This is a genomic window from Streptomyces sp. NPDC090025 (assembly GCF_044748125.1).
Lineage (GTDB): Bacteria > Actinomycetota > Actinomycetes > Streptomycetales > Streptomycetaceae > Streptomyces.
This window is the reverse complement of sequence record NZ_JBIVFL010000002.1, coordinates 478,864-503,093: the sequence shown is the minus strand read 5'-3', so window position 1 is coordinate 503,093 and position 24,230 is coordinate 478,864. Positions and strand designations below refer to the sequence as shown.

At 71.7% G+C, this 24,230-nt stretch carries 29 protein-coding genes and 1 pseudogene; 21 read left to right on the top strand and 9 right to left on the bottom strand.

Annotated features, from left to right (window positions below):
• Position 1: 1 nt before the first annotated feature.
• The 17 genes and pseudogenes from ACIPXM_RS08200 (at position 2) to ACIPXM_RS08120 (ending at position 13,690) form a co-directional block, all read left to right on the top strand.
• Positions 2-766 carry a hypothetical protein gene (locus tag ACIPXM_RS08200; RefSeq protein ID WP_401653230.1) on the top strand — a complete coding sequence of 255 codons (765 nt, stop codon included), beginning with the start codon at positions 2-4 and terminating at the stop codon, positions 764-766.
• Between the two features lie 26 nt (positions 767-792).
• On the top strand, positions 793-1,290 hold the full coding sequence (locus tag ACIPXM_RS08195) for a hypothetical protein (RefSeq protein ID WP_401653228.1): 498 nt from the start codon (positions 793-795) through the stop codon (positions 1,288-1,290).
• A gap of 167 nt (positions 1,291-1,457) precedes the next feature.
• A complete protein-coding gene (locus ACIPXM_RS08190; RefSeq protein WP_401653226.1) occupies positions 1,458-2,201 on the top strand; it encodes a hypothetical protein in 744 nt (247 codons plus the stop codon).
• A 131-nt stretch (positions 2,202-2,332) separates the two neighbouring features.
• Positions 2,333-3,262, top strand: a complete 930-nt coding sequence (locus tag ACIPXM_RS08185; RefSeq protein WP_401653224.1) for a hypothetical protein — start codon at positions 2,333-2,335, stop codon at positions 3,260-3,262.
• Positions 3,263-3,498: 236 nt separating this feature from the next.
• The gene (locus ACIPXM_RS08180; protein ID WP_401653222.1) at positions 3,499-5,286 is read left to right on the top strand and encodes a type IV secretory system conjugative DNA transfer family protein; all 1,788 of its coding nucleotides are present in this window, start codon (positions 3,499-3,501) and stop codon (positions 5,284-5,286) included.
• On the top strand, positions 5,283-5,525 hold the full coding sequence (locus tag ACIPXM_RS08175; protein ID WP_367201831.1) for a hypothetical protein: 243 nt from the start codon (positions 5,283-5,285) through the stop codon (positions 5,523-5,525). The genes ACIPXM_RS08180 and ACIPXM_RS08175 overlap by 4 nt, the downstream gene beginning before the upstream one ends.
• Positions 5,522-6,694 carry a DnaB-like helicase N-terminal domain-containing protein gene (locus ACIPXM_RS08170; RefSeq protein ID WP_401653220.1) on the top strand — a complete coding sequence of 391 codons (1,173 nt, stop codon included), beginning with the start codon at positions 5,522-5,524 and terminating at the stop codon, positions 6,692-6,694. The genes ACIPXM_RS08175 and ACIPXM_RS08170 overlap by 4 nt, the downstream gene beginning before the upstream one ends.
• Positions 6,695-6,737: 43 nt before the next feature.
• Positions 6,738-7,316, top strand: coding sequence for a hypothetical protein (locus tag ACIPXM_RS08165; protein ID WP_401653218.1), 579 nt, complete (start codon positions 6,738-6,740; stop codon positions 7,314-7,316).
• 1 nt (position 7,317) lies between these two features.
• Positions 7,318-7,500, top strand: a pseudogene (locus ACIPXM_RS08160) (hypothetical protein); the annotation flags it as partial.
• 115 nt (positions 7,501-7,615) lie between these two features.
• Positions 7,616-8,506: a DNA cytosine methyltransferase gene (locus ACIPXM_RS08155; RefSeq protein WP_401653684.1), complete on the top strand. Its 891-nt coding sequence runs from the start codon at positions 7,616-7,618 to the stop codon at positions 8,504-8,506.
• Positions 8,507-8,599: 93 nt separating this feature from the next.
• Positions 8,600-9,199 (top strand): DUF4913 domain-containing protein, encoded by a 600-nt coding sequence (locus ACIPXM_RS08150; protein WP_401653217.1) that lies wholly within the window; start codon positions 8,600-8,602, stop codon positions 9,197-9,199.
• Positions 9,196-9,972: a glycosyl hydrolase gene (locus tag ACIPXM_RS08145; RefSeq protein WP_401653215.1), complete on the top strand. Its 777-nt coding sequence runs from the start codon at positions 9,196-9,198 to the stop codon at positions 9,970-9,972. The genes ACIPXM_RS08150 and ACIPXM_RS08145 overlap by 4 nt, the downstream gene beginning before the upstream one ends.
• Positions 9,969-10,445, top strand: coding sequence for a hypothetical protein (locus tag ACIPXM_RS08140; protein ID WP_401653213.1), 477 nt, complete (start codon positions 9,969-9,971; stop codon positions 10,443-10,445). The genes ACIPXM_RS08145 and ACIPXM_RS08140 overlap by 4 nt, the downstream gene beginning before the upstream one ends.
• Positions 10,442-11,110 carry a hypothetical protein gene (locus ACIPXM_RS08135; RefSeq protein ID WP_401653212.1) on the top strand — a complete coding sequence of 223 codons (669 nt, stop codon included), beginning with the start codon at positions 10,442-10,444 and terminating at the stop codon, positions 11,108-11,110. Before ACIPXM_RS08140 ends, ACIPXM_RS08135 begins: the two co-directional genes overlap by 4 nt.
• Complete coding sequence (locus tag ACIPXM_RS08130; RefSeq protein ID WP_401653210.1) at positions 11,107-12,078, top strand: winged helix-turn-helix transcriptional regulator; 972 nt, start codon at positions 11,107-11,109, stop codon at positions 12,076-12,078. Before ACIPXM_RS08135 ends, ACIPXM_RS08130 begins: the two co-directional genes overlap by 4 nt.
• Before the next feature lie 124 nt (positions 12,079-12,202).
• Positions 12,203-13,141, top strand: coding sequence for a DUF317 domain-containing protein (locus ACIPXM_RS08125; protein WP_401653208.1), 939 nt, complete (start codon positions 12,203-12,205; stop codon positions 13,139-13,141).
• 60 nt (positions 13,142-13,201) lie between these two features.
• Positions 13,202-13,690, top strand: a complete 489-nt coding sequence (locus ACIPXM_RS08120) for a hypothetical protein (protein ID WP_401653207.1) — start codon at positions 13,202-13,204, stop codon at positions 13,688-13,690.
• A gap of 4 nt (positions 13,691-13,694) precedes the next feature.
• On the opposite strand, the gene ACIPXM_RS08115 is transcribed toward ACIPXM_RS08120, so the two are convergent.
• Positions 13,695-13,961 (bottom strand): hypothetical protein, encoded by a 267-nt coding sequence (locus ACIPXM_RS08115; protein WP_401653205.1) that lies wholly within the window; start codon positions 13,959-13,961, stop codon positions 13,695-13,697.
• Positions 13,962-14,185: 224 nt separating this feature from the next.
• Between ACIPXM_RS08115 and ACIPXM_RS08110 the strand changes: the two genes are divergently transcribed.
• On the top strand, positions 14,186-14,533 hold the full coding sequence (locus ACIPXM_RS08110; RefSeq protein WP_401653204.1) for a DUF317 domain-containing protein: 348 nt from the start codon (positions 14,186-14,188) through the stop codon (positions 14,531-14,533).
• A gap of 125 nt (positions 14,534-14,658) precedes the next feature.
• Positions 14,659-14,871, top strand: a complete 213-nt coding sequence (locus tag ACIPXM_RS08105; RefSeq protein WP_401653202.1) for a hypothetical protein — start codon at positions 14,659-14,661, stop codon at positions 14,869-14,871.
• A gap of 539 nt (positions 14,872-15,410) precedes the next feature.
• Here ACIPXM_RS08105 and ACIPXM_RS08100 read toward each other — a convergent pair.
• The gene (locus ACIPXM_RS08100; RefSeq protein ID WP_401653200.1) at positions 15,411-16,079 is read right to left on the bottom strand and encodes a hypothetical protein; all 669 of its coding nucleotides are present in this window, start codon (positions 16,077-16,079) and stop codon (positions 15,411-15,413) included.
• Between the two features lie 98 nt (positions 16,080-16,177).
• Positions 16,178-17,008, bottom strand: a complete 831-nt coding sequence (locus ACIPXM_RS08095) for a hypothetical protein (RefSeq protein WP_401653198.1) — start codon at positions 17,006-17,008, stop codon at positions 16,178-16,180.
• 339 nt (positions 17,009-17,347) lie between these two features.
• Here ACIPXM_RS08095 and ACIPXM_RS08090 point away from each other — a divergent pair, with 339 nt between their 5' ends.
• Together ACIPXM_RS08090 and ACIPXM_RS08085 are read left to right on the top strand one after the other, a co-directional pair.
• Positions 17,348-17,953: a hypothetical protein gene (locus tag ACIPXM_RS08090; protein ID WP_401653196.1), complete on the top strand. Its 606-nt coding sequence runs from the start codon at positions 17,348-17,350 to the stop codon at positions 17,951-17,953.
• Positions 17,954-18,154: 201 nt separating this feature from the next.
• Complete coding sequence (locus tag ACIPXM_RS08085) at positions 18,155-19,117, top strand: hypothetical protein (RefSeq protein ID WP_401653194.1); 963 nt, start codon at positions 18,155-18,157, stop codon at positions 19,115-19,117.
• Between the two features lie 160 nt (positions 19,118-19,277).
• Here ACIPXM_RS08085 and ACIPXM_RS08080 read toward each other — a convergent pair whose 3' ends face one another.
• The 6 genes from ACIPXM_RS08080 to ACIPXM_RS08055 all read right to left on the bottom strand — a co-directional run bounded on the left by ACIPXM_RS08080 (position 19,278) and on the right by ACIPXM_RS08055 (position 24,120).
• Positions 19,278-19,682: a hypothetical protein gene (locus ACIPXM_RS08080; protein ID WP_093549405.1), complete on the bottom strand. Its 405-nt coding sequence runs from the start codon at positions 19,680-19,682 to the stop codon at positions 19,278-19,280.
• A gap of 107 nt (positions 19,683-19,789) precedes the next feature.
• Complete coding sequence (locus ACIPXM_RS08075) at positions 19,790-21,547, bottom strand: relaxase/mobilization nuclease domain-containing protein (RefSeq protein ID WP_401653191.1); 1,758 nt, start codon at positions 21,545-21,547, stop codon at positions 19,790-19,792.
• Complete coding sequence (locus ACIPXM_RS08070) at positions 21,547-22,206, bottom strand: MobC family plasmid mobilization relaxosome protein (protein WP_401653189.1); 660 nt, start codon at positions 22,204-22,206, stop codon at positions 21,547-21,549. The genes ACIPXM_RS08075 and ACIPXM_RS08070 overlap by 1 nt, the downstream gene beginning before the upstream one ends.
• A complete protein-coding gene (locus ACIPXM_RS08065; protein WP_401653187.1) occupies positions 22,203-22,427 on the bottom strand; it encodes a hypothetical protein in 225 nt (74 codons plus the stop codon). The genes ACIPXM_RS08070 and ACIPXM_RS08065 overlap by 4 nt, the downstream gene beginning before the upstream one ends.
• A gap of 92 nt (positions 22,428-22,519) precedes the next feature.
• Positions 22,520-23,557, bottom strand: a complete 1,038-nt coding sequence (locus tag ACIPXM_RS08060; RefSeq protein WP_401653185.1) for a DUF2637 domain-containing protein — start codon at positions 23,555-23,557, stop codon at positions 22,520-22,522.
• Positions 23,554-24,120 (bottom strand): WhiB family transcriptional regulator, encoded by a 567-nt coding sequence (locus ACIPXM_RS08055; RefSeq protein ID WP_401653183.1) that lies wholly within the window; start codon positions 24,118-24,120, stop codon positions 23,554-23,556. The genes ACIPXM_RS08060 and ACIPXM_RS08055 overlap by 4 nt, the downstream gene beginning before the upstream one ends.
• Between the last annotated feature and the right edge of the window lie 110 nt (positions 24,121-24,230).

Below are 24,230 nucleotides of genomic sequence, written 5' to 3'. Positions count from 1 at the left end.
CGTGTTGCCCAACTCCGCCGAAGAACTGCTCGCCGACGTCACCGTCGGCCGCCACCCCGATCACGGCATCGTCGCCGCGAACCCCAAGAACCTCCCCGCCGGCACCTGGATGCTGGAACGGCTCGACTTCCGCCCCGTCCCGGGCGAGCCAACCCTGTACGCCCTGACCGACCAGCACCGTAACGGGCAGGGCCGCGCCACCCGGGCCGTCGCCCTGCTGCGCAACGCCGACTTCCGGGTCGACGCGGACGCCGTGTTCGAGCCCTCCCTCTCACGCGGGCCTCGCCCCGTCCCGAGCCGAGTCCCGCTCGGCGAGCCCGAGGTCGCCTTCGCCGAGCATCCGCAGCTCGGCATCGTCGCGGCCCTCGACGATCACGCCTCCGGACTCACCGGACTCGCCCTGCTCGACCACGGCTGGCGGCACGACCCCAGCCTGGACATCTACACACTGCCCGCCTCCACCAGCCGAGACGAGGCCCTGGGGAAGGTCGCCGGCGCCACGCTGGACCTGTACCGATCGGATGTCCGGGTCGCGGTGCACCCCCGCCTCGCCCAAGAGCTCGCGAACCGCCGCGCCGCACCCGCCCCGGCCTCGGACCGCGACCAAAGTGCCGGCGCCCGCCGTTCTCCGATCAGCGCCGCCGCGCTCGCCTCCAGTCCAGCCGTCGCCGGCCTCCCGGGCAAGCGACCGGTGGCCGCGCCCGCCACCCCCGTCACGGCGGCCCAGCCTGTCGATCCGCGCATCGCCTTCTCCCGCAACCGATGACCCAACTCCCCTAAGGAATAAGCCCCATGGCTGTGAAGACCATCTGGCCGATCGATCACTCCTGCGGCCATCACTCCGACCGTGACCTGTCCGGTCGGCCGGCCGACCGTCGCGCGGGCTTCGCCGAGTGGCTCGCCACACAGGAGTGCACCGCCTGCTGGCGTGCCTCCAAGGAAGCCAACGAGCAGGACAAGGCAGCCTGGTTGGAGACCAAGCGGGCTGACGAGCAGGCCGAGTCCGAAGCCTGGTCGCAGCAGTACCGGATGCCTCCGCTGGAGGGAACCGAACGGGCCGTCTCCTGGGGCGTGCGCTGCCGCCACCAGATCCTGGCCGCCGCCTACACCGCCCTGGTCGTCGAAGGCGACACCAGCGAGGTCGACTGGGAGGCCATCGAGGAGTCCGCACGCACGATCACCCGCGCCGGCTGGTGGATCGACCAGCGCCCCTCCGAGCCCGACGACCTCCCCGAGCTGCTCCAGGCCGCCACCGACGCCGACCGCCCCACCGAGAACCCTTACTTCTAGCCGTCCGGTGCCCCGCTGCGACGGGGCACCGGTCTCTCGCTTCCCATCGCCCGAGGGAGGCCCCGGTGCGGCTCTCGGTCTCTATCAGCGATCCCCGGCCGGGCCAAATCACGGATTCTGCGGATCCTCTCCCCTGTCGATCCGATTCCCCACGCCCAGGAGCCCGTGTGCCCACCCCTTCGATCACCATCTCCTCCGAGTTCAGCGGCAGCGTCGTGGCCAGGGGTGCCGCCGACGACCTGTCCGCGATGCTCCTCAAGCACGCCGGCTTCCAGCAGATCCAGGACTGGCACGGCCGGCGCCACCGGCTTCCCACCACCATGCCGGTCGCCGACCAGGTCGCCATCGCCGGCCACGCCGCCGACATGCTCCGCGCCGCCCGCTACGACGTCGACCTCGCACCCTCTCTGGACGAGGCCCGGATGAGTACCCTGACGAACCTCCTTGAGTCCTACGCCGCCGGCGCCGCGCTTCTCCAGATCACCGACGAGATCAGGACGGCCGAGAACGGCGAGGGCCTTCTGCGAGCGGTCGATCAGCTTCTCCACCCCGAGCACGGGGCCCTGGAGCGCGTCCGGGAAGCACTGGAGGCCGCCGGCGAGCACATCAACGACCTCGACGACGAGGCGTACCGGCTGGCCGACCGGTTCGGCTTCGCGGCGGACTTCGTCGTCTCGGCACAGTCGGAGCTCGTCGACTCGGAGGACGATCTGCGTCGTGTCGGTGGACCGTCCCGGTCCGAGGCCGCGTCGGCGACGCGCTCCTCGACCCCGTCCGCCTCCCGGAGCGCGGCGCTGGCTGTCTCACCCGCGGCGGCCAAGGCCGACGTCGCCACCGTGGCCTTCGGTAGCGATGTCGCGGAACCCCGTTCGCCCGCCCGTCCGTCGCACCTCTCCGGCCCCCGGCGGTAATCGGGATGTTCTCTTCCGCCGCGTCTTCCGCCGGCCGCATTCCTCCGCCACGAGACCGGACTCGTCTCCTCGGGTGGGAGCGCGTGCTCCCACCCGGCCCGGCCCGTCAGCACCACCCTTCAGGAGGACCCGTGCCCGAGTACTACTCCAGCATCGGCGAGGCGATCGGCGCCGCGATGCAGCACAACATCCGGCTCGCTCACAGCGGCCGGAGGCCCATCGACGATCCACCCCTTCAGGTCCGTCGCCTTCCGTCGGCCGCCGCCGACCCGTACTCCGTGCCGGGGATGATCGCCCGGCTCACCGAGGGCGCCTCGCCCGACGAGGTGGCCGGGATCATCGAAGAGGTCAACGGCGCGCTCGTCGGCGCGCTGCCCCAGCTGACGGAACTCGTCGCCGCTGCCGCCGACTGGGTCCGCGTCCGCCTGGCCTTCGACGACCCGCACCACAACCCCGCCATGGAGACCTGGACCCGGCTGGCCGCCGCCCACGGCCTGCTCGAAGACGTGCGGGAACAGCTGGAGGCGGCGGAAGACGGCGTCGCCGCGTGCCCGGCTGAGCGCACAGATCCCCGGCACCACAAGATGATCAGCGTCCTTCGGACGCGGGAACTGCTCGACGACGCTCTCGGTGCCGGCCCGGACGCCCCATCTCCCCCTGCCCATATCCCGGAACCGGAGCCGGACCGCAGGATCTCCGCGAGCACTTCTTCGACACCAGCGCCCTCCGCTGCTCCCCTTACCCCGCCCCGTTCTGCGGAAGGATCCCCGATGGGCAACTTGGCCGACACCTACGGCACCGACGTCGAGATCTACACCTGGGCCGACGGCCTGGTCTGGGCCGACGGACGCACCGACCTGCCCGAATCGGCCCACCGCGTCCTGCGCTCCTGCGGGTTCACCGCCCCGGCCGACCCGGGCAACCCCGCCTCCTACAGCCTCGCATCGCACATCACCGGCCCGGACCGGCAGCTGGCAGCTTCCGCTGCCGCGAGCCAGCTGACCGACCTGGGGCACCGGGTCGCGATCGACCCGGGCCTGGCCGTCGGCTACGTCGGCTAGACCGTCGACACCGACGCCCGGCGCCAGGCCGCCGCCCGCCAGACCTCGCCCGTCGCGGCCAAGACCCGCCCCGGCACCAGTACCCCGCCGCCCGCTGCATCGCCTCCGTCCGCGGGCCGCACCTCCCCTCGTACCCGCTGAAACGTTCCCGCCCAATCCGGAAGGAGTAGTCCCGTGACCTGCACGAGAGCCGAGCGCGCCCCGCCCCCGCCCGCTCGCACCCCAAGGAACCACCCGTGCCTTCCCCGCGCACCAGCGCGCCGTCGACGACCACCGGCTCCGACGTGCTCCTCTACGTCCTGTTCGGCGTCCTCGGCGCCGCCATGGCCTTCGGCTCGCTGGCCTGGCTGACCGGCAACCTCACCAACGCCCTGGTCGGAAGCGGCCCGTGGGCCCCGTTCCGTGCCACCGACGCCCTGCTCCACCCGGACATGCTGTGGCCAGCCTTGAGCACCACCGCGCTGCTGGCCGGCGCCCGCGTCGTTCCCGCCCTGCTCACCCTGGCCCTGCTCACCACCGGCCTGGTGCTGTGGCTCCGCCGACGTGCCGGCGCCAAGACCGGTCTCGCCCTCAAAGGCGACCTGGCGCCACTGCTGGACAAGGAGATCACCACCAAGGCCAAGAGCCTGCGGCCGTCCCTCGGCGACCGGGACGACAAGGAGGTCGCTCCCGCCGACCGCGGCATCCTGCTCGGCACCCTCGACCCGGGCCGGGCCGAGGTCCGGGCCTCGTGGGAGGACGTGATCGTCGCGATCATGGCCCCGCGTTCCGGCAAGACGTCCGGCCTGGCAATCCCCGCGATCCTCGCGGCCCCCGGCCCGGTCCTGCTCACCTCCAACAAGGCGGCGAACGACGCGTTCACCGCGACGGTGGACGCCCGCGCCGAGGTCGGCACGGTCTGGACGCTCGACCCGCAGCAGATCGCCCACCATCCGCGGGAGATGTGGTGGGACATCCTGGCCGACGCCCGCGATCTGGCCGGGGCGAAGCGGCTGGCGGGGCACTTCGTCGCGGCGAGCGTGGACGAGTCGAGCGGCTCGGACTTCTGGTCCACCGCCGCGTCCAACACGCTCGGTGCCCTGTTCCTGGCCGCCGCGAGCCACCGGCGGCCGATCACCGACGTGCTGGCCTGGCTCGCCTCCCCCGCCGACCGGACCCCGGTCGACCTGCTCACCGACGCCGGCCACGACGCGGTCGCCGCCCAGCTCCAGGGCACCGTCTCCGGTGCGACCGAGACCCGCGACGGTATCTACGAGACGGCGCGGCAGTACGCGAGCTGCCTGCTCGACCCGGATGTCGCCGCCTGGGTCACCCCGAGCGAGGACCTCCCCGAGTTCAAGCCACTCGCCTTCGCCACCTCCCGCGACACGCTGTACCTGCTGAGCAAGGACGGCGGCGGCAGCGCGTCGGCGATCATCGCGGCGGCGGCCGACGCGGTGATGCGCGCGGCCGTGATCGTCGCCGAGCGTTCCGGCGGTCGGCTCGACCCGCCCGCCCTGTGCGTTCTCGACGAGGCCGCCAACGTGTGCCGCATCAGCGACCTCCCGGACTTGTACAGCCACCTGGGTAGCCGGGGTGTCATCCCGATGACGATCCTGCAGTCCTACCGGCAGGGCCAGCGGTGCTGGGGCGAGGCCGGGATGGACGCCCTCTGGTCCGCCGCCACCGTCAAGATCGTCGGCTCGGGCATCGACGACGCCGACTTCGCCGACCGCCTCAGCAGGCAGGTCGGCGACCACGACGTCCAGACCGTCTCGGTGTCGATGAGCGAGGGGGGTAAGTCCACCTCGATCAGCATGCGCACCGAGCGGATCCTGCCCCCGGACGCGATCCGCGCCCTGCCCAAGGGCAAGGTGCTGCTGCTGGCCACCGGCCTGCGGATCGCCATGCTCAACATCCGGCCCTGGTACAAGGAGCCCTCCGCCAAGGTCGTCGGGCCAGCCTCCGCCCGCGCCACGAAGGCGATCACCGAGCGGGCCCTAGCGAAGACCGTCGGCCACGACGACTTCGGGGTGTCGGCATGAGCGCGCCCACGCCGCCCTCCGTCGGGCTGGCCCAGTCGCCGGCCGTCTTGCGCGCAGGCCGGTGGTGGCTGGTCGGCGAGGCCGGGTCGGTTCCGCTCTCCGACCCCGCGTTCATCACCGTGCTGAACGGCTTCGCCGAGGCGCTGTCCGCCGCCGACCGGACGGTCGCCGCTCTGCGTGCCCGACCGGATGAGCCGTCCGCCGCGTCCGTTCCCCGTACGGGAAGCCGCCGGCGATGAACCCGCTGATGGACGCCGAGCAGGCGGTTCTTGGCGCGGTGCTGCTCGATCCGGGCCAGCTCGCGCACCTGGAGTGGCTCGCACCCGATCACTTCTACCGGCCGGTCCACCAGGCCCTGTTCGGCGCGCTGCGCAAGCTCCGGGGCGACGGCCACCCCGCGGCCGAGGGCGAGCGGCCGGTGCCGCTGTCGTGGGTGACCGACGCGGTCGCCGAGGCCGGTCTTCACGTACGGGGGCTGACCGCCTCGTACGCCCATGTACTGATCTCGGCCTGTCCGCGTCCCGGGCATGCTCCGGTGTACGGCCGCATGGTGCTGGAGGGGGCGATCCATCGCACCGTCACCGAGCATGCGGTCCGGCTTCACCAGGAGGCGCGCACGGGTACGCTGCGCGGCGAGGTCGAGGGGATGCTGCACTACGCGGACGTCCTGGCGGGAGTGCTCACGGATCTCGCCCGGCGGTGGGGCACCGAACCGCGACCGGTCGCACCCGCCGTCCCGCCGGCCGTCCCCCCGTCCGCCGTTCCGCCGGCGCAGGCCGATGAGCAGGCCGAGGACGAGGCGTTCCTCCTGGCCCTCCTCGTCGAGCGACCGGGTGCGATGGGCAAGGTGGTCGACTGGCTGCGGCCGGGGGACTTCGCCGACCCGGTCCACGGACAGCTCTACCGGTGCCTCGGGGCGCTGCACCACCGCGGCGAACCCCTCGACCGGATCACCCTGTTGTGGGAGGCCCAGCGGCGCGGCCTGCTGGCCGACGGCACGCTGTCGAAGGACCGGTTCGCCGTCATCTGCGACGGCGTGGGGGCCGGCGACGCCGAATGGCTCGGCCAGCAGGTGATGCGCTCCTCGCTCACCCGGACCGCCGCCGCCTCCGCGCGCGCCGTCCGGGCGCTGGCCGAGGACGAGGCCCTGGCTCCGGGGCGGCTGATCAACCACGCCCTGCACGCACTCGGCCCGCTCGACGAGGTCCGCACCCGCTGGCAGACCGCGCACGGCCGGACGGCCTCTCCGGCACCGGCCCCTACGTCTTCTCCGGACGGGCCACCACCGGCGCGGGTGCACGCGGCTCTCAACCGCAGCACCCCGCGTGCCGCTCCGTCTTCACCAGACCGGCTCTCCGTCAGGCCCGCCCCAACCGCCGCGCGCCCGCCCTCGCGCACCCACAGCTAACTCCCCCTTTCCACCACTCCGCTCCTCAAAGACGGGATCCACTGTGACCACGAACTCCCTTTCCGACGCCCTGGCCATACGCGCCATGGCCTCGTCCTTCGACGCCCAGCGCGGCAAGCTCCCGGTCCCCGGCGACCCCCACCGCCTCCCCGGAAGCATCGTTGTCGCCCAGCAGATCTCCGAACTCGGCAAGCTGATCACCAAGCTGGGCGACGAGGTCCTCTTCCGCACCGTCAACAAGGAGGCCGGCTCCCGCACCACCCCGGCCGTCTCCGGTTTCTCCGCCGCCGTCCGGTACGCCGGTGAGGCTGCAACCGCTCTCGGAGAGGTGGGCCAGCAGCTCGCCTTCCTGGAGCAGACCGAGCACCTGCACGAGGAGCCCGACGCCCGGGACGCCCGTGAGGCTGCGGGGTTGGTGATCGACGACCGGCTCGAAACGGCGGACACGGCCCTGCGGGAGGCGGCCGACTCCCTGCACGCCGCCTCGACCACGGTCTCGCCACCGTCCTCCCGGCTCCGGGCCGCTCTCACCCGGACCACCACCCCCGTGTACGGGGCCGCACCAGCTTCCCTCGCTCCGTCGGCGCCGGCTCCCGCAGCCCGGACCGTACGGGGCCGGTGACATGCCCTCCGCCCTCTCCCACCACCCGCTGATCGGGTCGCTGTGCTCCGGGTACGGCGGCCTCGACCTGGGGGTGCAGTCCGCTCTCGGAGGCACCCTGGCCTGGCACGCGGAGGTTGATCCGAACGCCTCGCGCATCCTGGCCCGTCACTGGCCCGGCGTCCCCAACCTGGGCGACATCACGACCGTCGACTGGTCCGCCGTCCCCCGGGTGTGCGTCCTGACGGCCGGCTTCCCCTGTCAAAGACGTCTCGGTCGCCGGCCGCCGGGCCGGACTCAACTCCCACACCCGCTCGGGGCTGTGGCTGCACGTCGCCCGTGCGGTCGAGGCCCTCCGACCCTGCTTGGTAGTGATCGAGAATGTGCGCGGCCTCCTCACCTCCCCCGCCGGTTCCCCTGGCGACGTGGAACCCTGCCCGTGGTGTCTGGGAGACACCGCAGGTCAGCCTCCTCTGCGGGCACTCGGTGCCGTACTCGGATCCCTGGCCGACCTCCGGTACGACGCGCGGTGGCTCGTGCTTCGCGCCTCCGACGTCGGAGCCCCGCACCGTCGCGAGCGGACCTTCCTGGCGGCCTGGCCCGCCGGAGACCCTGCTCAAGACGCCGACCAGCAACATCGGGAAGAACGGCGGCTCCCAGCACCCGGCCAAGAGGAAGAGCGGGGGGCACGGTCCGAACCTGGCGGACGAGGTCGAGTGGCTCCTGCCGACCCCGAAGGCGTCGGACGGGATCAAGGGCTCGCCCAACCAGCGGCACGGGAACGGGGACATGACCCTGCCCAGTGCGGCGGCCTCGCTCTCCCCCGCCCGGCGGACCGGAAACGCGAGCACCCGCTCGGGCAGGAATCGGCGCCCTCCCCTGCCGGCGACGGTCCTGCCGCTGTGGGCGGAGACGGGCCCCGAAGCCCGGGAGGAGACGGGCAGTGGGGACCCTACGCCGCCGCCATCACCCGATGGGAGAGGCTCACCCGTCCCGCGCCGGCGCCCACCGATGCGGCCGGTCGGCTGCGGGCCGACTTCGTCGAGTGGATGCAGGGCCTCGACGCCGGCTGGGTCACCGCCACCCCGGGTCTCGGACGGCCTGCGCAGCTCACCGCGCTCGGCAACGGCGTCGTCCCCCAACAAGCTGCTCGTGCTCTGCAGTTGCTGGCGCCGCCGTTCCCGCGCTGTCCACGCTGCGCGGCCGGGTAGCACTCCACTACCGGGTTTTTCCGGCCGGGCCAAACCACGGTTTCTCCGGATCCTGTCGGGCATGTCGCCGTCTCACAGAGAGAGCACGCCCCGATGCCCGACACCAGCCCGACCACCCCCGGCCCCGTGCCGTTCCGGGTCTCCGACGAGGACCTCGACGACCTCGCCAGCGCCCTCGCCCAGACCATCGCGGAGGTCAAGCGCCACGGCGTCATCCTCGACCGCCTCGGCTCCGAGCAGTCCGATCCCGTACCAGCTGCCGACGGGCAGACGTACGGCGCTACGGAAGCCGGGGCGGACAACCCGCAACGCCCTGCCTCCGTGTTCATCGTCGCCCTGGGCGGCGAGGCCTACGCCGTCGAACTCGCCGCCCTCAGCAACTGGGTGAACCACCTCCTCCTGCCGGTGTACGGCCGGGAGATCAGCACAACGCGGCCGTGGTGCGCGCAGTGGCACGAGCACCCGGAGGCCGTCGCCCGCCTCCACGCGCTCTGGCTCGCGTGGCAGCAGCTCACCGACACGGAGGCCGGTCTGGCAGGTCCGTCGACCTGGCACCGCGACCACCTGGACCAGGCCCTGGTGCACCTGCGCGCCCCGGACGGTCCGTTCGCCGCGTGCACGACGAGCCCGACCCGGCCCAACCACCGGGTCCTGTCCACTCCCGCCCCCGAGTACGCGGAGGTGGCGGCGTGAACGACGACTTCGACTTCGACTTCGATCTCGACGAACTCGCGGGGGCCGATGACGCCTCCGCGGAAGCGGTGGAGCGATTCTGGTCCGGCGACCTGAGGGCGCTGTCCCAGCACCACACCACGCCGAACGGCTCCCACAGCTTCGTCGTCGCCCACGATCAGTCCGTCACATGGGGGGTGCCCGGCGAGCCACAGGTCATGGCGATCGCGGTCGCGCGAGACCTGAGCCGGTTCACGTTCACCCTGGAGACGAGCTACCACGCCACGGTGTCCTTCGCCCAGGCGTGGCTGGTCGAGCGCGGCTGCCCGCCCGAGAAGATCGCCAAGATCCACGGCGACGCCGTGAAGCCCGCCGACGACCTCACGATCCAGGTCGAGCGGCAGATCCGGGAATCGGGCACGCGGTACGAGATCCTCGACACCCACACCTCGGACTTCTACCCGAGCGAGACGTGGACACTGACCCGGGACACCCAGCCTTCCGAGGCGCCGATCCGGGTCTTCCACGAAGTGTGGGACCACGCCGCCGGCACGTACACGATGCGCGAGGGGGCGTTCGCAGACGAGGACGCCGCCCACGCCTGGCTGGACGACCGAGACGGCCCGCTGCCCGAGCCACCCGAGTACCGCTACGCCGACGGCGCCGTACTCCGGGCCCGCGCCGCTCTCTCCCGGTCGGCCGGCACCCCCGCGATACCGAAGGCCGGCGTCGACGCCCCCCGCACACCGCCGGCCGCACCAGACCGCCGCCCGGTCCAAGGGCGGCTGCTGTGAGCCGTGCCCGCTTCGCCTTCGCCGCGCACCCCGACGCCATCGCGGACCTGCGGGAACTCCCGGACAACATCCGCGACCTGGCGCTGCTGGAGCTGCAGAACCTTGTCCACGGAAGTGACGACTGCCTGCCGTTGAAGGGCCGCCTCGCCGGGTACCACAAGGTCTACGTCGACCCGTCCGTGTCCTACCGGCTGGTCATCCAGTTCCGCCCGGCCCCTCCGACCTCGAACCACAATCGCGAGATCTACCTGGTCGCCGCCGGGAGCCGGAAGGACTACGCGGTCTACCGCACGGCCCACCTGCGCACCGCCCCGACGCAGAACGCCGAGGCGGCCTCCGCCGCCGAGGCCCGCGTCCAGGCCGCCCGGTACCGCTCCTCCCTCACCGCCGGCCGCCCGCCGGCCACCCCGGCAACTCCCGCCCCGGCGGTCCCCACCACGACCGCCGCCTCCCGAAAGGCCCCCTCGCGATGACCGCCGCCCAGGCTTCCCTGTCCCGTACCGAACTCGCGGGCCTTCTCACCGAGGCCGCGCAGAGCGTCTCGGGCATCGTGACCGCCGAGTACCCGACGGCCGCCGGCCGCTCCTACCTGCACCCCGTGCTGGGCCCGCTGTCCGCCGGACCCCGGGTGGTCGGTGAGCTGAACGACCGGCTCGAAGGGCTTGTGGCCGCCGTGCCCCGCCCGGCCACGCCGGCGGGACTGTTCACCCTTGCCTCCTACGCCGCCGCGCTGGGCTGGCTCACCGAGTCCTTCACCGAGCTGACCGCCTCGGTCGACCAGATCTGCACCCGCGTGGGCATCCCCTCCGAGCCCCGGGACCCGGCCTTCGCCGCTTCCGGCGATGCCGGCCAGGACGGCGAGTTCGATCTCGCGTTCAACGCGCTGGAGCTGGCGGCGATTCGGACCGCCGCCGAGGCCGCCGGCCTTTCACCGAGCGACTACGTCGAGGTCCTCTCCCAGTCGCTGCTCGCCGCCTCCCGGATCACCGACGCCTGTATGGAGATCTCCAGCGGGCTGCTCGAAGACGCCGCGTACGTCCTGGACGAGGCGAGCGACCACGTCCGGACCGACGACGGACCGAACAACCTGCCCACCCTGGTCCGTTCCCTGCTCGCCCGGATGGAGACGGCCCGGTGAACCCCTACGACCCGAACGAGGAGCCCGGTCTCCACCTCGTCGCCGAGCCGATCGCCGAGCCCGTCGCCAGGACGGCCAACACGGCCTCCCGCTCCCGCTGGCTCCCTCCCGACAGGACGCTTCCATGCCCACCCCCGCTCAGCCCCCCCGCTTTCTCCTTCGGATCGGTCGACGCACAGCGCGTCGAGGACGCACTCGCTCTGATGGGGCCGAAGTGGACCACCTGGACCGTGATGACCATGCTCCAGGAAGGCCGTCCTCTGCGGGTGCGGGCCGTCGCCGCCAGGCTTCCCTTCGTCAGCGAGCAGCTGGTCGGCAAGCGCCTGGCCACCATGCGCACGGACGGACTGGTCATCCGAGCCGACACCGGCCGCGGGGCTCCGTACCGGCTCAGCGCTCTCGGCGAGTCCCTGACGCCCGTGCACCGCACCTTGGCCGACTGGTCCCAAACCTACTTGTCGGCCGGCGCGACAGCCGAAGCCGAGCGAGTCGAGGACGCCGTGCAGCGCCTGCGGCTGCGGCACACCACCGCCATGGTCCAGGTCCTCGACAAGGGCGGTCCGATGCGGTTCGTCCACATCGCCGAACAGGCCGGTCTGGACTACGCCTTCACCCAGCACCGTCTTCTCCGGCTCCAGGCCGATGGCCTGGTCACCCGCACGGGCCCGCGCCACGGCGCCCCCTACGTCCTGACTGACGCAGGCCGGGCACTGGGCCCCGTCTACGCGGTCGTCGACCACTGGAGCGCTGCCCTGCCCACGCGATGGACTCCGCCATCTCCCGCCTCCGTCGCAGCAGCTCAGCGGACCCACCCCGGCGTCCCGTTGGGGGCGGACGGTGCCCGGACCGCAGCGGCCCTGCGCCGGAGCACCGCTGTGCCGGCCTCACTGTTCAGCCACGCCCCCCAGCCGCAACCGCGGGTGCCGTCCTACGTGACCGCCCAGTCCACTCCGGGGCGGTCACGGTGAGCCGGGCGGTGCCGAGAACCGCGGCGCTTCTCCACCCCGCCATGGTGCTCGCGCGCGCTCCGGCCACCCACTCGCTGCGCGCGCGGGCCCCACCCCTTCTCCCTTCGCGTCTGGAGCTTCGACCATGCCCCCCTTTTCCGACCCGTCCCGCTTTGAAGAGGTACTGGTCAGCCCCCTGTATCTCGCCGGCTCCAACGGGGCCGGTGACGCCGGCTTCGCCCCCGTGGCCCACTGGCCGCACCACCACCTCGACGACGGCCCCTGCCAGCTCCTCGTCACCTCACCCGACCAGCGCATCAGGATCGGCTGGTTCGGCGACGACTTCGACCTGTGGAAGATCACCGCCGCCGAGGAGGCCGTCGCCCCGCCCCGCTGGACGGCGACCTTCAACCACGTCACCCCGGGCGAGATCGTCGCCGGCCTCACCACCGCCCTGGCCCAGGACTACGCCGCGTCCGACCCGTACGAGAACAACGGGCGCTTCCTGGCGGCCCCGTCGCTCGACCGGGCCGACGCCGTCCGGCCGCTGCTCGACGCCGGCTGGCGCCTTGAGCCGGCCATGCGCGGAACCGTCAGCGTCAGGGCTCCCGACGGCCAAGCAGGCGCCCTGATCCGGAACGACCGCCCTCCCTGGGACGACGAGGCCGTCACGCTGTGGGCCGGACCTCGGGGCTGGGGTACACGGGCGGAGGCGGTGTTCACCGCCCGCACCCCGACCCACCTGATCGCCTCGACGGCCGCCGCCATGGCGAGTTCGGCCCTGGTGGTCCACGAACGGCACATGATCCACCGAGAGGTGGAACACCTGGTCACGCTGACCCCGGTCGCCCCGGCTGCCACTCCTCAGGGCTCTCGCGCTCCGACCCCGCTCGACGTGCGGCGTACCGCCGTCACCGAGGCCGTCCGCCGGGCCGCGCGCGCTCCGCGGACAGCCACCGACCTCCGCGTGATGGCGGCCCAGAGCCGCACCACGTCCTCGGCCCGCATGCGGTCCTCCCCCCTTGCGCCCGCCGCCGCAGCCCGGCCGCCAGTCGCTTCGTCGCCGCGCCGGCACAGCCGCTGAATCCCGCCCGGCCCCACCCAGACGCTCCCCCTTCGCCCCTCTGCACACCGGGAGTCCCTCATGCCCGACACCACCGCGCTCGACCAGGCCACCTCCATGATCGAGAAAGCCTGGGCCCAGCCCATCGAAGCCCTGGAGGCCCTCGCGGTCCGCCGCCCCTGCGAGGACCCGCTCCTGCGCTCGGCCATGCACATCCGTACGGCACTGGCGATCACCGACAACGCGGCGGCCGTCCACCAGACACGGCTGCACGCCCTGACCCGGCCCGGGTACCTGCCGGCGTACTACGAGCTGGACCGGATCGTCAGCTCGGCGGCCGACTTTCGCGTCGCGCTCGCGGAGAGCGGTGCGCACGTGCAGGCGATCCGGCGGGTGGTCGAGGCACGTGAAGCCTCCTCGACGGCGGACCGTGGCCCGGCGCCGAGCCTGTCCCGGGCCGCCATCGCCCGATCGGGGCTCGCCCCGCACGCCCCGGACCGGCTGCCCGACCAGCCCGTTCCTGCGGCTGCCGTCGGGCTGTCGGCGCCCGCCTCGGGGCCGCGTCGCTGACCGGTCAGGCGAGATCCTCGTCGCGGTCGGCGTCCTCGGTACGGACGCCCACCGCGCGGGCCAACTCCTCCACTGTCAGCTCGACGCTCCGGCCGTCCGCGACCCGGTGCTCCACCACCGTCTCCTCGTCCGGCCACCGGTCGGACTGCGCTCCGACGCCCCACTGACCGTCGGCGACCATCGCGATGTCGCCGACGGTCCACGGCCGGCCGGCGGCACGGATCTTGCGCTCCAGCCCGGCCCCGTCCCAGTGTCTGCTCGGCTCCGTCATCCCTGCTCCCCCTCCACTCCTGTACGGCTCGCTGCCGTAACCCGGTTACGACAACTCCGGCCGCCGTTCCATTCCCGCGCTGCCGACGTCCTGGACTGCTGCCCGTGGCCAGTTCGCCCACGGCAGACGGGTCACTCCCGGAAACGACTACGGACTTCGGCACACCCCATGTCAACGTACGGGTGTCGGGAAAAACCGCAGGTCAACGAAGGGATCGTCCAACCGTGAACGCCTCCGCCACCCTCCTGCCCTCTGTCGTCCGCCCCTCCGTGGAAGACCGCCACTGGCTCTCCTCGGACCACTGCGCCACCCCGGTCCTCGAACTCCTCCACGGCCTCGGCTGGGTGGTCGTCGAGACCCCGGAGGCCAACGTCCACGCGACGAGCCCGGACGGCCGCGTCTACGTCGGCTGGCTCCCCGAGGACCCCGCCGCCTGGACGCGCGACATCGTCTGGCGCGTCCAGGTGCCACCCGCCGAAGGCGACGCGTGGACCCAGGAGTTCGGCACCCATGCCCCCGCCGAAGCGGTGGCCGGATTCATCGCCGCCCTCGTCGCCCACTCCACCCGCTGAACCGGTGGCCGGGGCGGGCCCTCGCCAGCCACACCCAGGGGCCGAAGGTCCCCCGGGACCTGCTCTGTCTCGGCGCCTCCTGATGCTCCCGACCCGTACGCCCTCACCTCTCCCGGAGGCTTCCCGTGCCCCAGTACATGACCGTCGGCCACCTGCTCCGCCAGCTCCAGGACCTCGACCCCACCCTTCCGATCCGCCTCGCCGTCAACCCAGACTGGCCCTTCACCCACTACCTGGCGGCCGAGGTCGTCGTCCGGGACGGCAAGGCGTTCATCGCCGACGATGGCCAAGAGGGCTACCTCCCCCCATCGGTCGGCGACGCCCTCACCTGGTCCTAGCCCCTCTTCCCTGCACCCCGGAGGCTTCCATCCCGCCGCACATACACCCGCTGCACGGCCTCGCCGTACGCCCCATGCCGGGCGGTGTCGGCGGCGCGCTCGTTCAGCGCGTCTCTCCACGGTACGACGGCCCTCTCGACGTCAGCTGGCTCTCCGTTGATGCCCAGAAGCTCCCCCTCGGCCGCATCCGCCTCCACTGGGAGCCCGCTCCCCGCGCCGGCTGGAACGTCAACGCCCGCCTGGGCCTAGCCACCACCGGTACACCTCGCTTCCTGGCCGTCCGCCCCGGACGACTGGCCGCGCCTGGTCCGCCCGACCCTCCACGAGGTGACCGGCCTCTGCGCCGCTCTCGCGTTCGCGACCGAAGCCCTCGACCTCTCGAACCGCCATGCCGAGGTCTGACCGAGCACCGCAGAAGGCCGCCTCTCGCCGACCTGGCTGGGGTGTCAACGTCCTGGCGCCCAGTTCGGCGCCCCCAGGTCTGGTGCGGCTGTGGTGGTGAGAAGGCTGGTGCGGCGGCCCCGGGGGTACCGCGGGTGTCAGTGGGCTTCGGGCATCTTCAGCTCGACGGCCATCCAGGTCCAGGTGACCCGGTCGATAATGCTGTTGTCCTCGACCAGGACGTTCCAGGGATCCATCCAGCTTCCCCCAGCGTGGTTGCGAGCCTGACAGGAGCAGGTGCACCGCCAGCCCTGGGCACGCTGACACTGCCAGTAGCACTTTTCGTGCTCGTTGTACTCGCGGCCGATCGACAGGTTCGGGTAGCGCCGAAGAAGCTCGTCTGCGAGGTCGATGAAGTGGACGTCGGCCATGGTCCAGCAGGCATGCTTTGATTCCCATCTGGGGCGGACCCGCTTGCCGAGTAGATCCTGGATCTTCTCTTCGTGGAACGCCTTGTTAGTCTCGGGGAGCCAGTAGGCCATGCGGCGGCGAGCAAAGAGGGCGATGGTGGGGTAGGTTTCGCCATCCCAGCGCGGAAACCAGACGGGCATGGCCATGGGTGTGAGAGATCCACTCAGCTCGCGGGCGAGCCTCACCTGCTCGGCCTCGCGGGCGCGGAGGATTTCGCTGACTGTCAGGCCCGATGCCCAGCAGTTCTCCGTCTGGCCGGACGGGGTATGGATGTACATCTTCTTCCAGTTGGGCGAGATGAGCGTTCTCTCGCTGCAGATGGGGCACGTGGTGCCCTGTGCGCCGGACTGGCCCATGGGATACCTCCTTCAGGTCCCGGGTACGACGGTGACGCCGGCCTCCTCCTTCAGCCCCCGCGCTGCTCCCGCCCGCAGCGGCTCCTCTTGCTCTGCGGTCACCCGCTCCGCTCGACTCGGTCCTTGGCCCACCACAGGAACGCGGCCGAGTGCTGCTGGTTGGCGAAGCCTTCTCCGACGAGGGTACGAAGGAGATCATTGCTCCAGAGAATGAGGCGTCCACGGGTCCAGCTCACCGACTCGGGTACAGGAAGCTCCAAGCCGTAGACCAGGCGTGCGATCTCGCGCTTGCCACCCGCATCCGTCATGTACTTGAGGATCGTGAGGAATCGCTCGGGGTACACCACGCACAGGACTCTTGTCAGGAGCGCTTCCTTGAAGCCGGTCATGGCGAAGGGCTTCGAGCCGTCGAGCAGTTGCTGGAGCCTGTCCTCCAAGGGCACCTCGCCAGGTCCGTGCAGGAGGTACCCGATCGTTGAGCGGGTTGCCTCGGCTGCCGCCACATCGCCCATGTCGTTCCATGCGGAATTGAACGTGGCCTGGTTCCCGGGCCGCGCGCCGATCTCGGAGTTGGCGAAGTCCTTGAGCACCTGCGGGTTGCACGTTCGCAGCCCGTCGGGGGCGAATATCTCCTGGTATTTGGACCAGTAGGCGGCTACTCGCGAGTCGAGGTCCGGCTTGACCGCGAGGTACTGCGCCTTCAACCGGGCCACGCGTTCCAACCGCTCGGGATCGACGTCCTCAGGTTTCGGGAACCGCGCCTTGAGCGCTTCGAAGGAGCGGTGCGTCTGCTTCTGCGGGGACGGGAGTCCGCCGTGCTCCCACTCGAAGCCGCACCGGTGTCGGACCACCCGGCGTCCGCCGTCGAGCGTCGCGCGCACCTCGATGTCCTCGTCGTCACTGCAGAGCGGACACATGGCCATGGACATGGCTACCCCCGGTTCTCCTCGCGCCGCCGCCCGCCCCCGAGCCGGCTCGCTCCCCATCGGTTTGAAGGGTGCGGCAACAGGGCCGCATCGACGGTGAGCGTACCCGTCGCCCCCGCATGGTGCTGCCAGGCCGCGTGCGCGGAACGGCGGGGGCGGGCGTTCGCTGCCAGCCCTGATGGAAATGGTTCCGCGCCGCAAAGTGCGCCGGTGCCCGGCACGTGTCGGTCCGGAATCAACTGGGTGGATTCGGGCCGGACCGCGGGGCGTCGGGCCGTAGGATTCGGCAGTGAGTGCCGACGGTGTCTACCCGTCGCGTGCCCTCGCTGGGGAGGAAACCACATGCAGGACCCTTCGGACTCGATGGAGATAGCCGTTCCGGGGGAGAACGGTCGGAGCGATTCCGCCGACTCGCTCATTGCAGACGGCCCGGTGTCCGACTCGGACGTCGACTCGACGGCGGTGTCGACGGTCCTGGTGGAGGTGCTCCCGGGGGTGGCCGTCGTCGCCGGTGAGGTCCCGCCGGAGCTGAAGCCCGATCTGATCGACTTCGGGATCGTTCCGGCTGCCGACAGCAAGCAGATCTCGGCGGTCCTCGCCTCGATCGGTAACGCGGCGACCTTGGCAGGCAATCTCGGAAACGCGTTCGCCAGCGTGCAGGGGCTCTACAGGATCGGCGACACGGCGCAAGCCCTGCTCAAGAGCGGCGCGACCCTCGCCGCCAAGGACGGCGGGAACCTCGGCGCGGTGATGATTCCTGGCCGCTTCTTGCATCAGGCTCGCTTCTACTCCGTGAACGCGGTGAGCAAGGCGCAGACCGCGGCCTCGGTCGGGCCGGCGCTGGCCATGGTCGCCCTTCAGATGATGCTGAGTGAGGTCTCGGGCCTCGTCAGGGCCAACCTCGCAGTGACGAGTCAGGTCCTCGCAGACATCCGCAAGGATCAGTGAGCTGAACTGACCGGGCTCGTCGCCGCCATCGATCGCGCGGTCGCCCAGGCGCGGGAGATCGAATCGGTCCCGACGTCCTTGTGGGATGACGTCGCGGGCAGCGGAGCGCTGCTGCAGAAGCAGCTTGAGCTCTACCAGGGGAACGTCCGCGACCACGTCCGGCAGATCGGTCGGGCTGACGCACGCAGCCACCGTGAGTATTTGCAGACGAACGCCGAGGCGATCGCTTTCGACGCCTACGCCCTCCTGTCCTCCCTCAAGGCATGGACCGGGTACCACGCGCTCCGCGCCGCGAGGGCGAGAGCCGCTGGGCGCGAAGACGCCGCCGAGGCGCAGTATGCCGAGGTCATCGCACGCGACACCCGCGCGGAGTTCGACTCCGTCCTCGCCGAGTCGACGAGCCTCGTCGACTCGCTGACGCGGGAGTTGCGGATCACCGTTGAGCTCCCCGGGCCCGACTCATGGCCGCTGCCGGGGAAACGGAAGGACGTGAAGGCTGCCCGTGAAACCTCCGCCCGGCTTCTGGAAGCAATCGCGCCGCTTGCCGACGCTCTCCACCCGCCGACTCCTCCGCTCGAGGCCCCGAGCATCGTCTGCGCCCCCGAATCGCTGACTCTCGAACCGTACCTTCCCATCCTGCGCTGGTTCCTCAAGGACGGTGAGGCCCTGCGCGTCCTCGGCTTCCCCGACCAGCTCGATGCCTTCGGCCCCATCTCTGCGATCTTCAGCGGAGCAAAGGAGAAGTTGGCTGCGGCAAGGGACAAGGCATCGGCGAAGACCCTGGTCGCCGTCACGGATCGCCGCATCATCACAGCCAGGGCGAACGCATTCCTTGAGCAGGGCGAGATCGTTCGGGACATCCCGATCGATCTCGTGCGATACGTACGGGCAGCAACCGCGCAGGACGGAAACGCGCGTCCGGCGATCGATCTCATCACGCGCGACGAGAACATCCGGTGGCTCTTTCAGACCGACGTAGCCGACACCGAAGTGGACGCGCTCGCCGCCGTGCTTGCCGAATCGATGACGATCCCGGACGTGGAACGCCATGAGTTTCAGCGGCGCCGCTACGCCCTCCCCCAGGCGGGCGGAAAGAACGAGAACGCCAGCACCAGATCTACGGAACCGGCTGGTTCCGACGCCACAGCCTGTGACAGCGAGTAGAACCGGAGCGGTCGATCGTTTTCGGGGAGCCGGTCACCGCAGCAGAGCGTGGACGGGCTCGCCAGCGTACGAGATTCGACCGAGCAGCCTGGGCCCATACCGAACCGCTCCATGATCCGGGCGATCACGCAGCGAGTTTCGCGTGATCGCCCGTCAGGTCCTACGCCAGGTAGGTGCCTGCAAAAGCGCCGTCGAAGCCGAGCGCGGTGAGGGCTTGCTCGACGCTGGGGTAGTTCGTGACGTCCGGGGTGCCGATCAGAGCGTCGAAGTCGGCGCGGCTGATCTCGGGTTCGAGCCACTGGTCGCCGCAACGGCAGCAGACCCAGACGTTGCGGCCGTGGTTGATGAGCAGCCAGTCGCGTCGGGCCCGGCAGCCCGAGCACATCACGGGAATGCCGCCGAGGGCCAGCTCCTGCGGGTGGCTGAGGCAGCAGGTCGCGCCGGGGCCGTCGGTCGGCTGCGTCTCATTCTGGAGGTGCAGCAGGAGGTCGGTGCCGGCAAGGAGGGCGGGCAGCCCGGGTGCCGGCTCCGTGGTGTGGTCGGTGGTTCTGAGCACGAGCGTCATCTCCCGGTCGAGGGCTTGCTGTTTTCAGCCGTAACAGCCGGTGGAACCGCCTGTCCAGGCATTTCGAGGCATCCGGCGGCCAGTGACCGGCCTTCCGGGCGCACTGGTCAGCGGCGCGGCGGGCGACTGCGCGGGGCAGGGACGGCAGGGCGCGGCGCCGCTGCAGATACGTTCCGCCCGCTGGTGGGGCTGGCCGAGAGCCTGTTCGGCCGGGTGCCGGCCTGCTGGCGATGAGTAGCTTCCCCTGGGTGGGCGGGGAGCTGCGCGATCCGGCGCAGGCGCCAGACCAGGACGTCGTTCACGTCCGCGGCGGTGTCGAGCTCGCGCATGTCGATGGCCCGCTGGAGGAGGACCTCGGGGTCATGTCCTGCTGCTTCGGCCTGGGCGAGGGTGGCGGCCAAAGCGTCCGTCTTCGTCGGGGTGCCTTCTGTGCGGACGTCCCGTTCCTTCAGGACTGTTCGAATGGTGCTTTCGTACTTCCGCCGGTCGGCCTCGGGCAGGGCACGGCCTTGGTCGTGGAGTGCTCGCATGGGGGTGTTGGCGGCGAGGCGGTAGGCGGTGCGGAGGTGTTGGGCGGTCTGCCGGGCGGCGTGGGCCTGCTGGGCGTGGCCGTGGGCGGAGTGCCAGCGGGCGGCGGCGAGGGCGACCAGGACGAGGGTGGAGACGAGCATGGCGGTGGTGCCGCCGTCTTCGCCGCGTCCGAGGGCGCCGCCGGCCTGGATGATGCCTCGGGCTGCGGAGCGGATGGCCCTGGTGTCGGCGCGTTCTGCTCGCACGTGGCTGCGGGTCGCGCGTTCGAAGGATCGGGCGGCGGCGGCCAGCTCGGCGCGGGTGGCTGCGGGAGAGGTCTGGGCGAGGGCGTCGAGGAGTTCTCCGACGCCGACGAGGTGGGCGGCGGCTTCGTCGTCGTCGCGGTCGAGGAGGCTGGCGGCGTGCTCGGCGGTACCAGTGGCGCTGCGGCGTGCTCGGGCGGGTGGGGGCCAGTCCGGTCGGCCTTCGGCAGCGGGGAGCGCGGCCTGGTCGATGAGGCCGTCGGCCAGGTGGTGGCGGATCTTCGGGAGGGACAGGTCGGGGGCGAGTTTGGAGCCGGGGTACCAGATCGGGTCGCCGTGGCGGTTGCGGTCGCCGGGGAGGGCGACGTTGTAGCCGAGGGCGTCACCGGACGGTGTGTGGCGCACCTTCACGCGCAGGCCCGCCTCGTGAAGGCGGGTGAAGAACTCCTCTTCGGTGGCGGCTCCGGCGAGGGCCTGGCGGACGGCTTCGCGGAGCGTCTCGCGGGAGGTCTCGGGGCGGCCGGTGCGTTCGGCCTTAAACTTCTCGGCGCTGGTGGGGTTCTTCGCTGCGGTGCCGTCGCCGGCGTTGAGGCGGCGCAGGCCCATCTCCTTCTCGATGCGCCGGCACTCGGCCTGGGCCTTGTTGAAGTCGTAGTTCAACCGCGGGTTGCGCAGGTCTCCGCGGACCAGGGTGGCGACGATGTGGATGTGGTCTTCCGCGTGGCGGACGGCGATCCAGCGGCAGCCGTCGGGGTCACCGTCCGGGGCGATGCCGGTGGCGTGGACGATGCGCTGGGCGACGGCGTTCCACTCCTCGTCGGAGAGCCGTCGGTCGCCGGGGGCGGTGCGGACCGAGCAGTGCCACACGTGTTGGGCGGGCGCGCGGTCGCCGGCCTGCTTGACCCGGAGGTCGAGGGCGGCGGTGAGACGGGCGAGGGTGACCTGTGGGTCGGGGTCGCGGCCGGGGTCGGGGGCGAAGCCGTCCCAGGAGCCGACGAGGTGTGCGTCGGTGTGCTCCTCGCGTCGGCCGGGGCCGTAGAGGTAGACGAGGAGTCCGTGGGTGCGCGAGCCGCGTCCGATGTCGGGAACCATCACAACCTCCTGGTCACCAGGTCGTTCGCCGCGTCGTCGAGGCGTGCGAGAAGCCGGGTGAGGGCCATGAGGACGTGGTCGAGTTCGCCGACTCGCGGGCGGCTGCCGCTGTTGAGGATGTAGGCGATCTGGTTGATGTTGTTGCCGATCCGGGCCAGGGCGGTGCGCAGGGCGGCGAGTTCGTCGATGGCCGCGTCGAGTTGTTCGTTGGTGTGCAGGGGGGTCGAACCGCGGGCGACGGCGAGACCGGCGGCTGCGAGGAAGCGGGCGACGGTGACGCCGCGCTGCGCGGCGGCGGCGTCGATCTCGGCTTTCTCGTCGTCGGAGAGGCGGGTGGTCGTCTTGCGGGTGCGTTCGCTCGGGTTACGGGGGCGGCGGCGCGGTGTGCGGTCGGGGAAGGCGGGCGGGCGCGGTTGCTCGCGGTGGTCGTCGTGGTCGGCTTTTCCCTCGGTGACCGGCGCCCCCTGGTGCCGGTTGCCCGGCTGGTCCCCGTGCGCCCTCGCTCGGGGACCAGCCGGGCTTCCCTCGCCCTCTGGGGCGGGGGCAAGTGCGTGCGACGGGCCGTAGGACCGTCGTACGCGATAGCTTGCTCCGCCAGGAGCCGTCGTGGGGTCACGCTGCTCTCCGGCCGTGGTCGCTGCCGGGTCGTCGGTGGTCACCGGCTCGTCTCGGGGTTCTGCTGCTGGATTTCGCGGACGAGTTCCTCGATCCAGTCCATGGCGAGGACCGGGTGGTGGAGGGTCCAAGGGCGGTCGTGCTGCCCGCGCTGCACGATCCAGGTGGTATCGGGGCCGGATTGGGCGCGGTGGAGGTGGCCGCGCTGGTGCAGGACGGTCAGCCAGGAGTCGACTTCGGCGGGCGTGGCCGGGTGAGTGCGCATCAGGTGTGTTCCACCTTCTGTTCGGGAGGGGTGTCCGGAGCGGGTGACCGGCCGGGGTGACCGGCTCGGTCACCCGCTCCGTGGAGGTTCCGTCAGGGGCGGGTGGAGGTGGACGGCTGTCCGTGCTGGGCGCGGAGCTGGGCCATCAGGGTGGTCAGGGTGTCGCTGGAGAGCGGGATCTGCTGACCGCGGATCGCCTGGGCGACTACCTTGCGGGTCAACTTGTCCTGGGTCCTGACCGCCGACCGGGCGATCTTCAGCAGCTCCTCGGTGTCCGGGTCGGGCCGCCGGTCACCGGGTGTCCGGGTACCCCGGTCAGTGACCGGCGGCTGGGCGACCGGCTGACCGGAATCCGCCGCGAGGCTGTTCTGGTCACCGATGACCGGGTCAGTGTCTTCGGCGCGGTCAGTGACCGGCCGCGCCATGTTCGGCTGACCGGGGTGACCGGTGACCGGCGTCGGGCTGTCCGCCGGGGTCGTGTCCCCGGTCAGTGACCGGGGGGCGGGGGCCTTCTTGTCCAGGGGCAGCGGGGGTCGGTCGGTCAGCGCGGTGACCGGCTGTCCGGGGGTGACCTGACCGGCTGCCGGCTGCTGCTGACCGACCCGGTCGGTCCCGGTGACCTCGACGGCCTCACCCCGGTTGACCTGACCCGGCTGACCGGCCTGACCGAGGTCCCCGCGGTCACTGCCCTTGACCGGCCTCCGGGCGATGAGGATGTAGAGGTGGACCGCTCCGGCCAGGGCGAGCGGGGCGATGGTGGACAGCACCGCGACCACCGTGTCGCCGAGCCGGAGCCCGGTGCCGGCGACCGTGTCCTCGTTGAGCCGGACGGCGTGGAGGGCGTTGGCCCAGATGCTGGCGGCGGTGGCCGTGCCGAAGAGCGTCCAGACGTAGAGCCGGGCGCGCAGCGTCGCGTCGCGCAGGACCAGGAGCGCCCGGACGCCGTAGGCGATGAACCCGTCGATCACCAGGGGGAAGAGGTAGGTGAGGAAGCCTCGGATATGGATGGCGACGGCCATCTGCTGGAGGGCGTCGTACGACAGGGCGCAGCCCGCGCCGCCGAGGGCGATGACGACCGCGCGGTCCCAGCCGGATATGTGCGCCGTCTTCGGCGCGGTCGTGGCGCTCACGCCGCCGTCCCGAAGTCGTCGCGGCCCAGGCGCTCGCCGCCGGCCTCGGACGGGACGGTGGCCGTCTCGGTCTGCTTCAGATCTCGGTTGCGCAGGGCGCGGCGGAGTTCGCGGTACCGCTTCTGGGCATGCTCCTCGCTGATCTTCAGGAGTCGGGCCAGGCGCTGCTCGGGCACTCCGTGGCGGAAGGCGGCGCGGATGACCGCGCGGCGCTCGGCCTTGGTGAGGTGGATGTCGCGACCGGCGATGGTGTCGTTGACCCGGCTGTAGTCGAGGCGGTCGGCGATCTTCTCGTGGAGCGGCTGGCGCTCCTCCTCGGTCAGTCCGCCTCGGATGCCGTCGGCATCGCCGCCTTCCAGCGCCGCGTCCAGGCAGGTTCGGCGGACCGGGCACTGATTGCACAGCGCCTTCGCTGCGGTGATCTTGTCGGTCTCGTCCGGCTCGGGGAAGAAGATCTCGGGGTCCACCGGGTTGTACTCGGTGCTCTGGCAGACGGCGTCGGTCCGCCAGGTCTGGTCACCGAGGAGGCGGTGGCGAGTGGGGCTGTCCGTCGTGGGGGTCATGCGGGGTGCTCCGATCGCTCTCCGCGCGCAGGGGCGTCGGCGGAGAGGTGCGCTGGGTCGGGGAAGGGCTCGGGGCGGCGCGCAGCGGGCGCGGCCCGGCGTGGTGACTT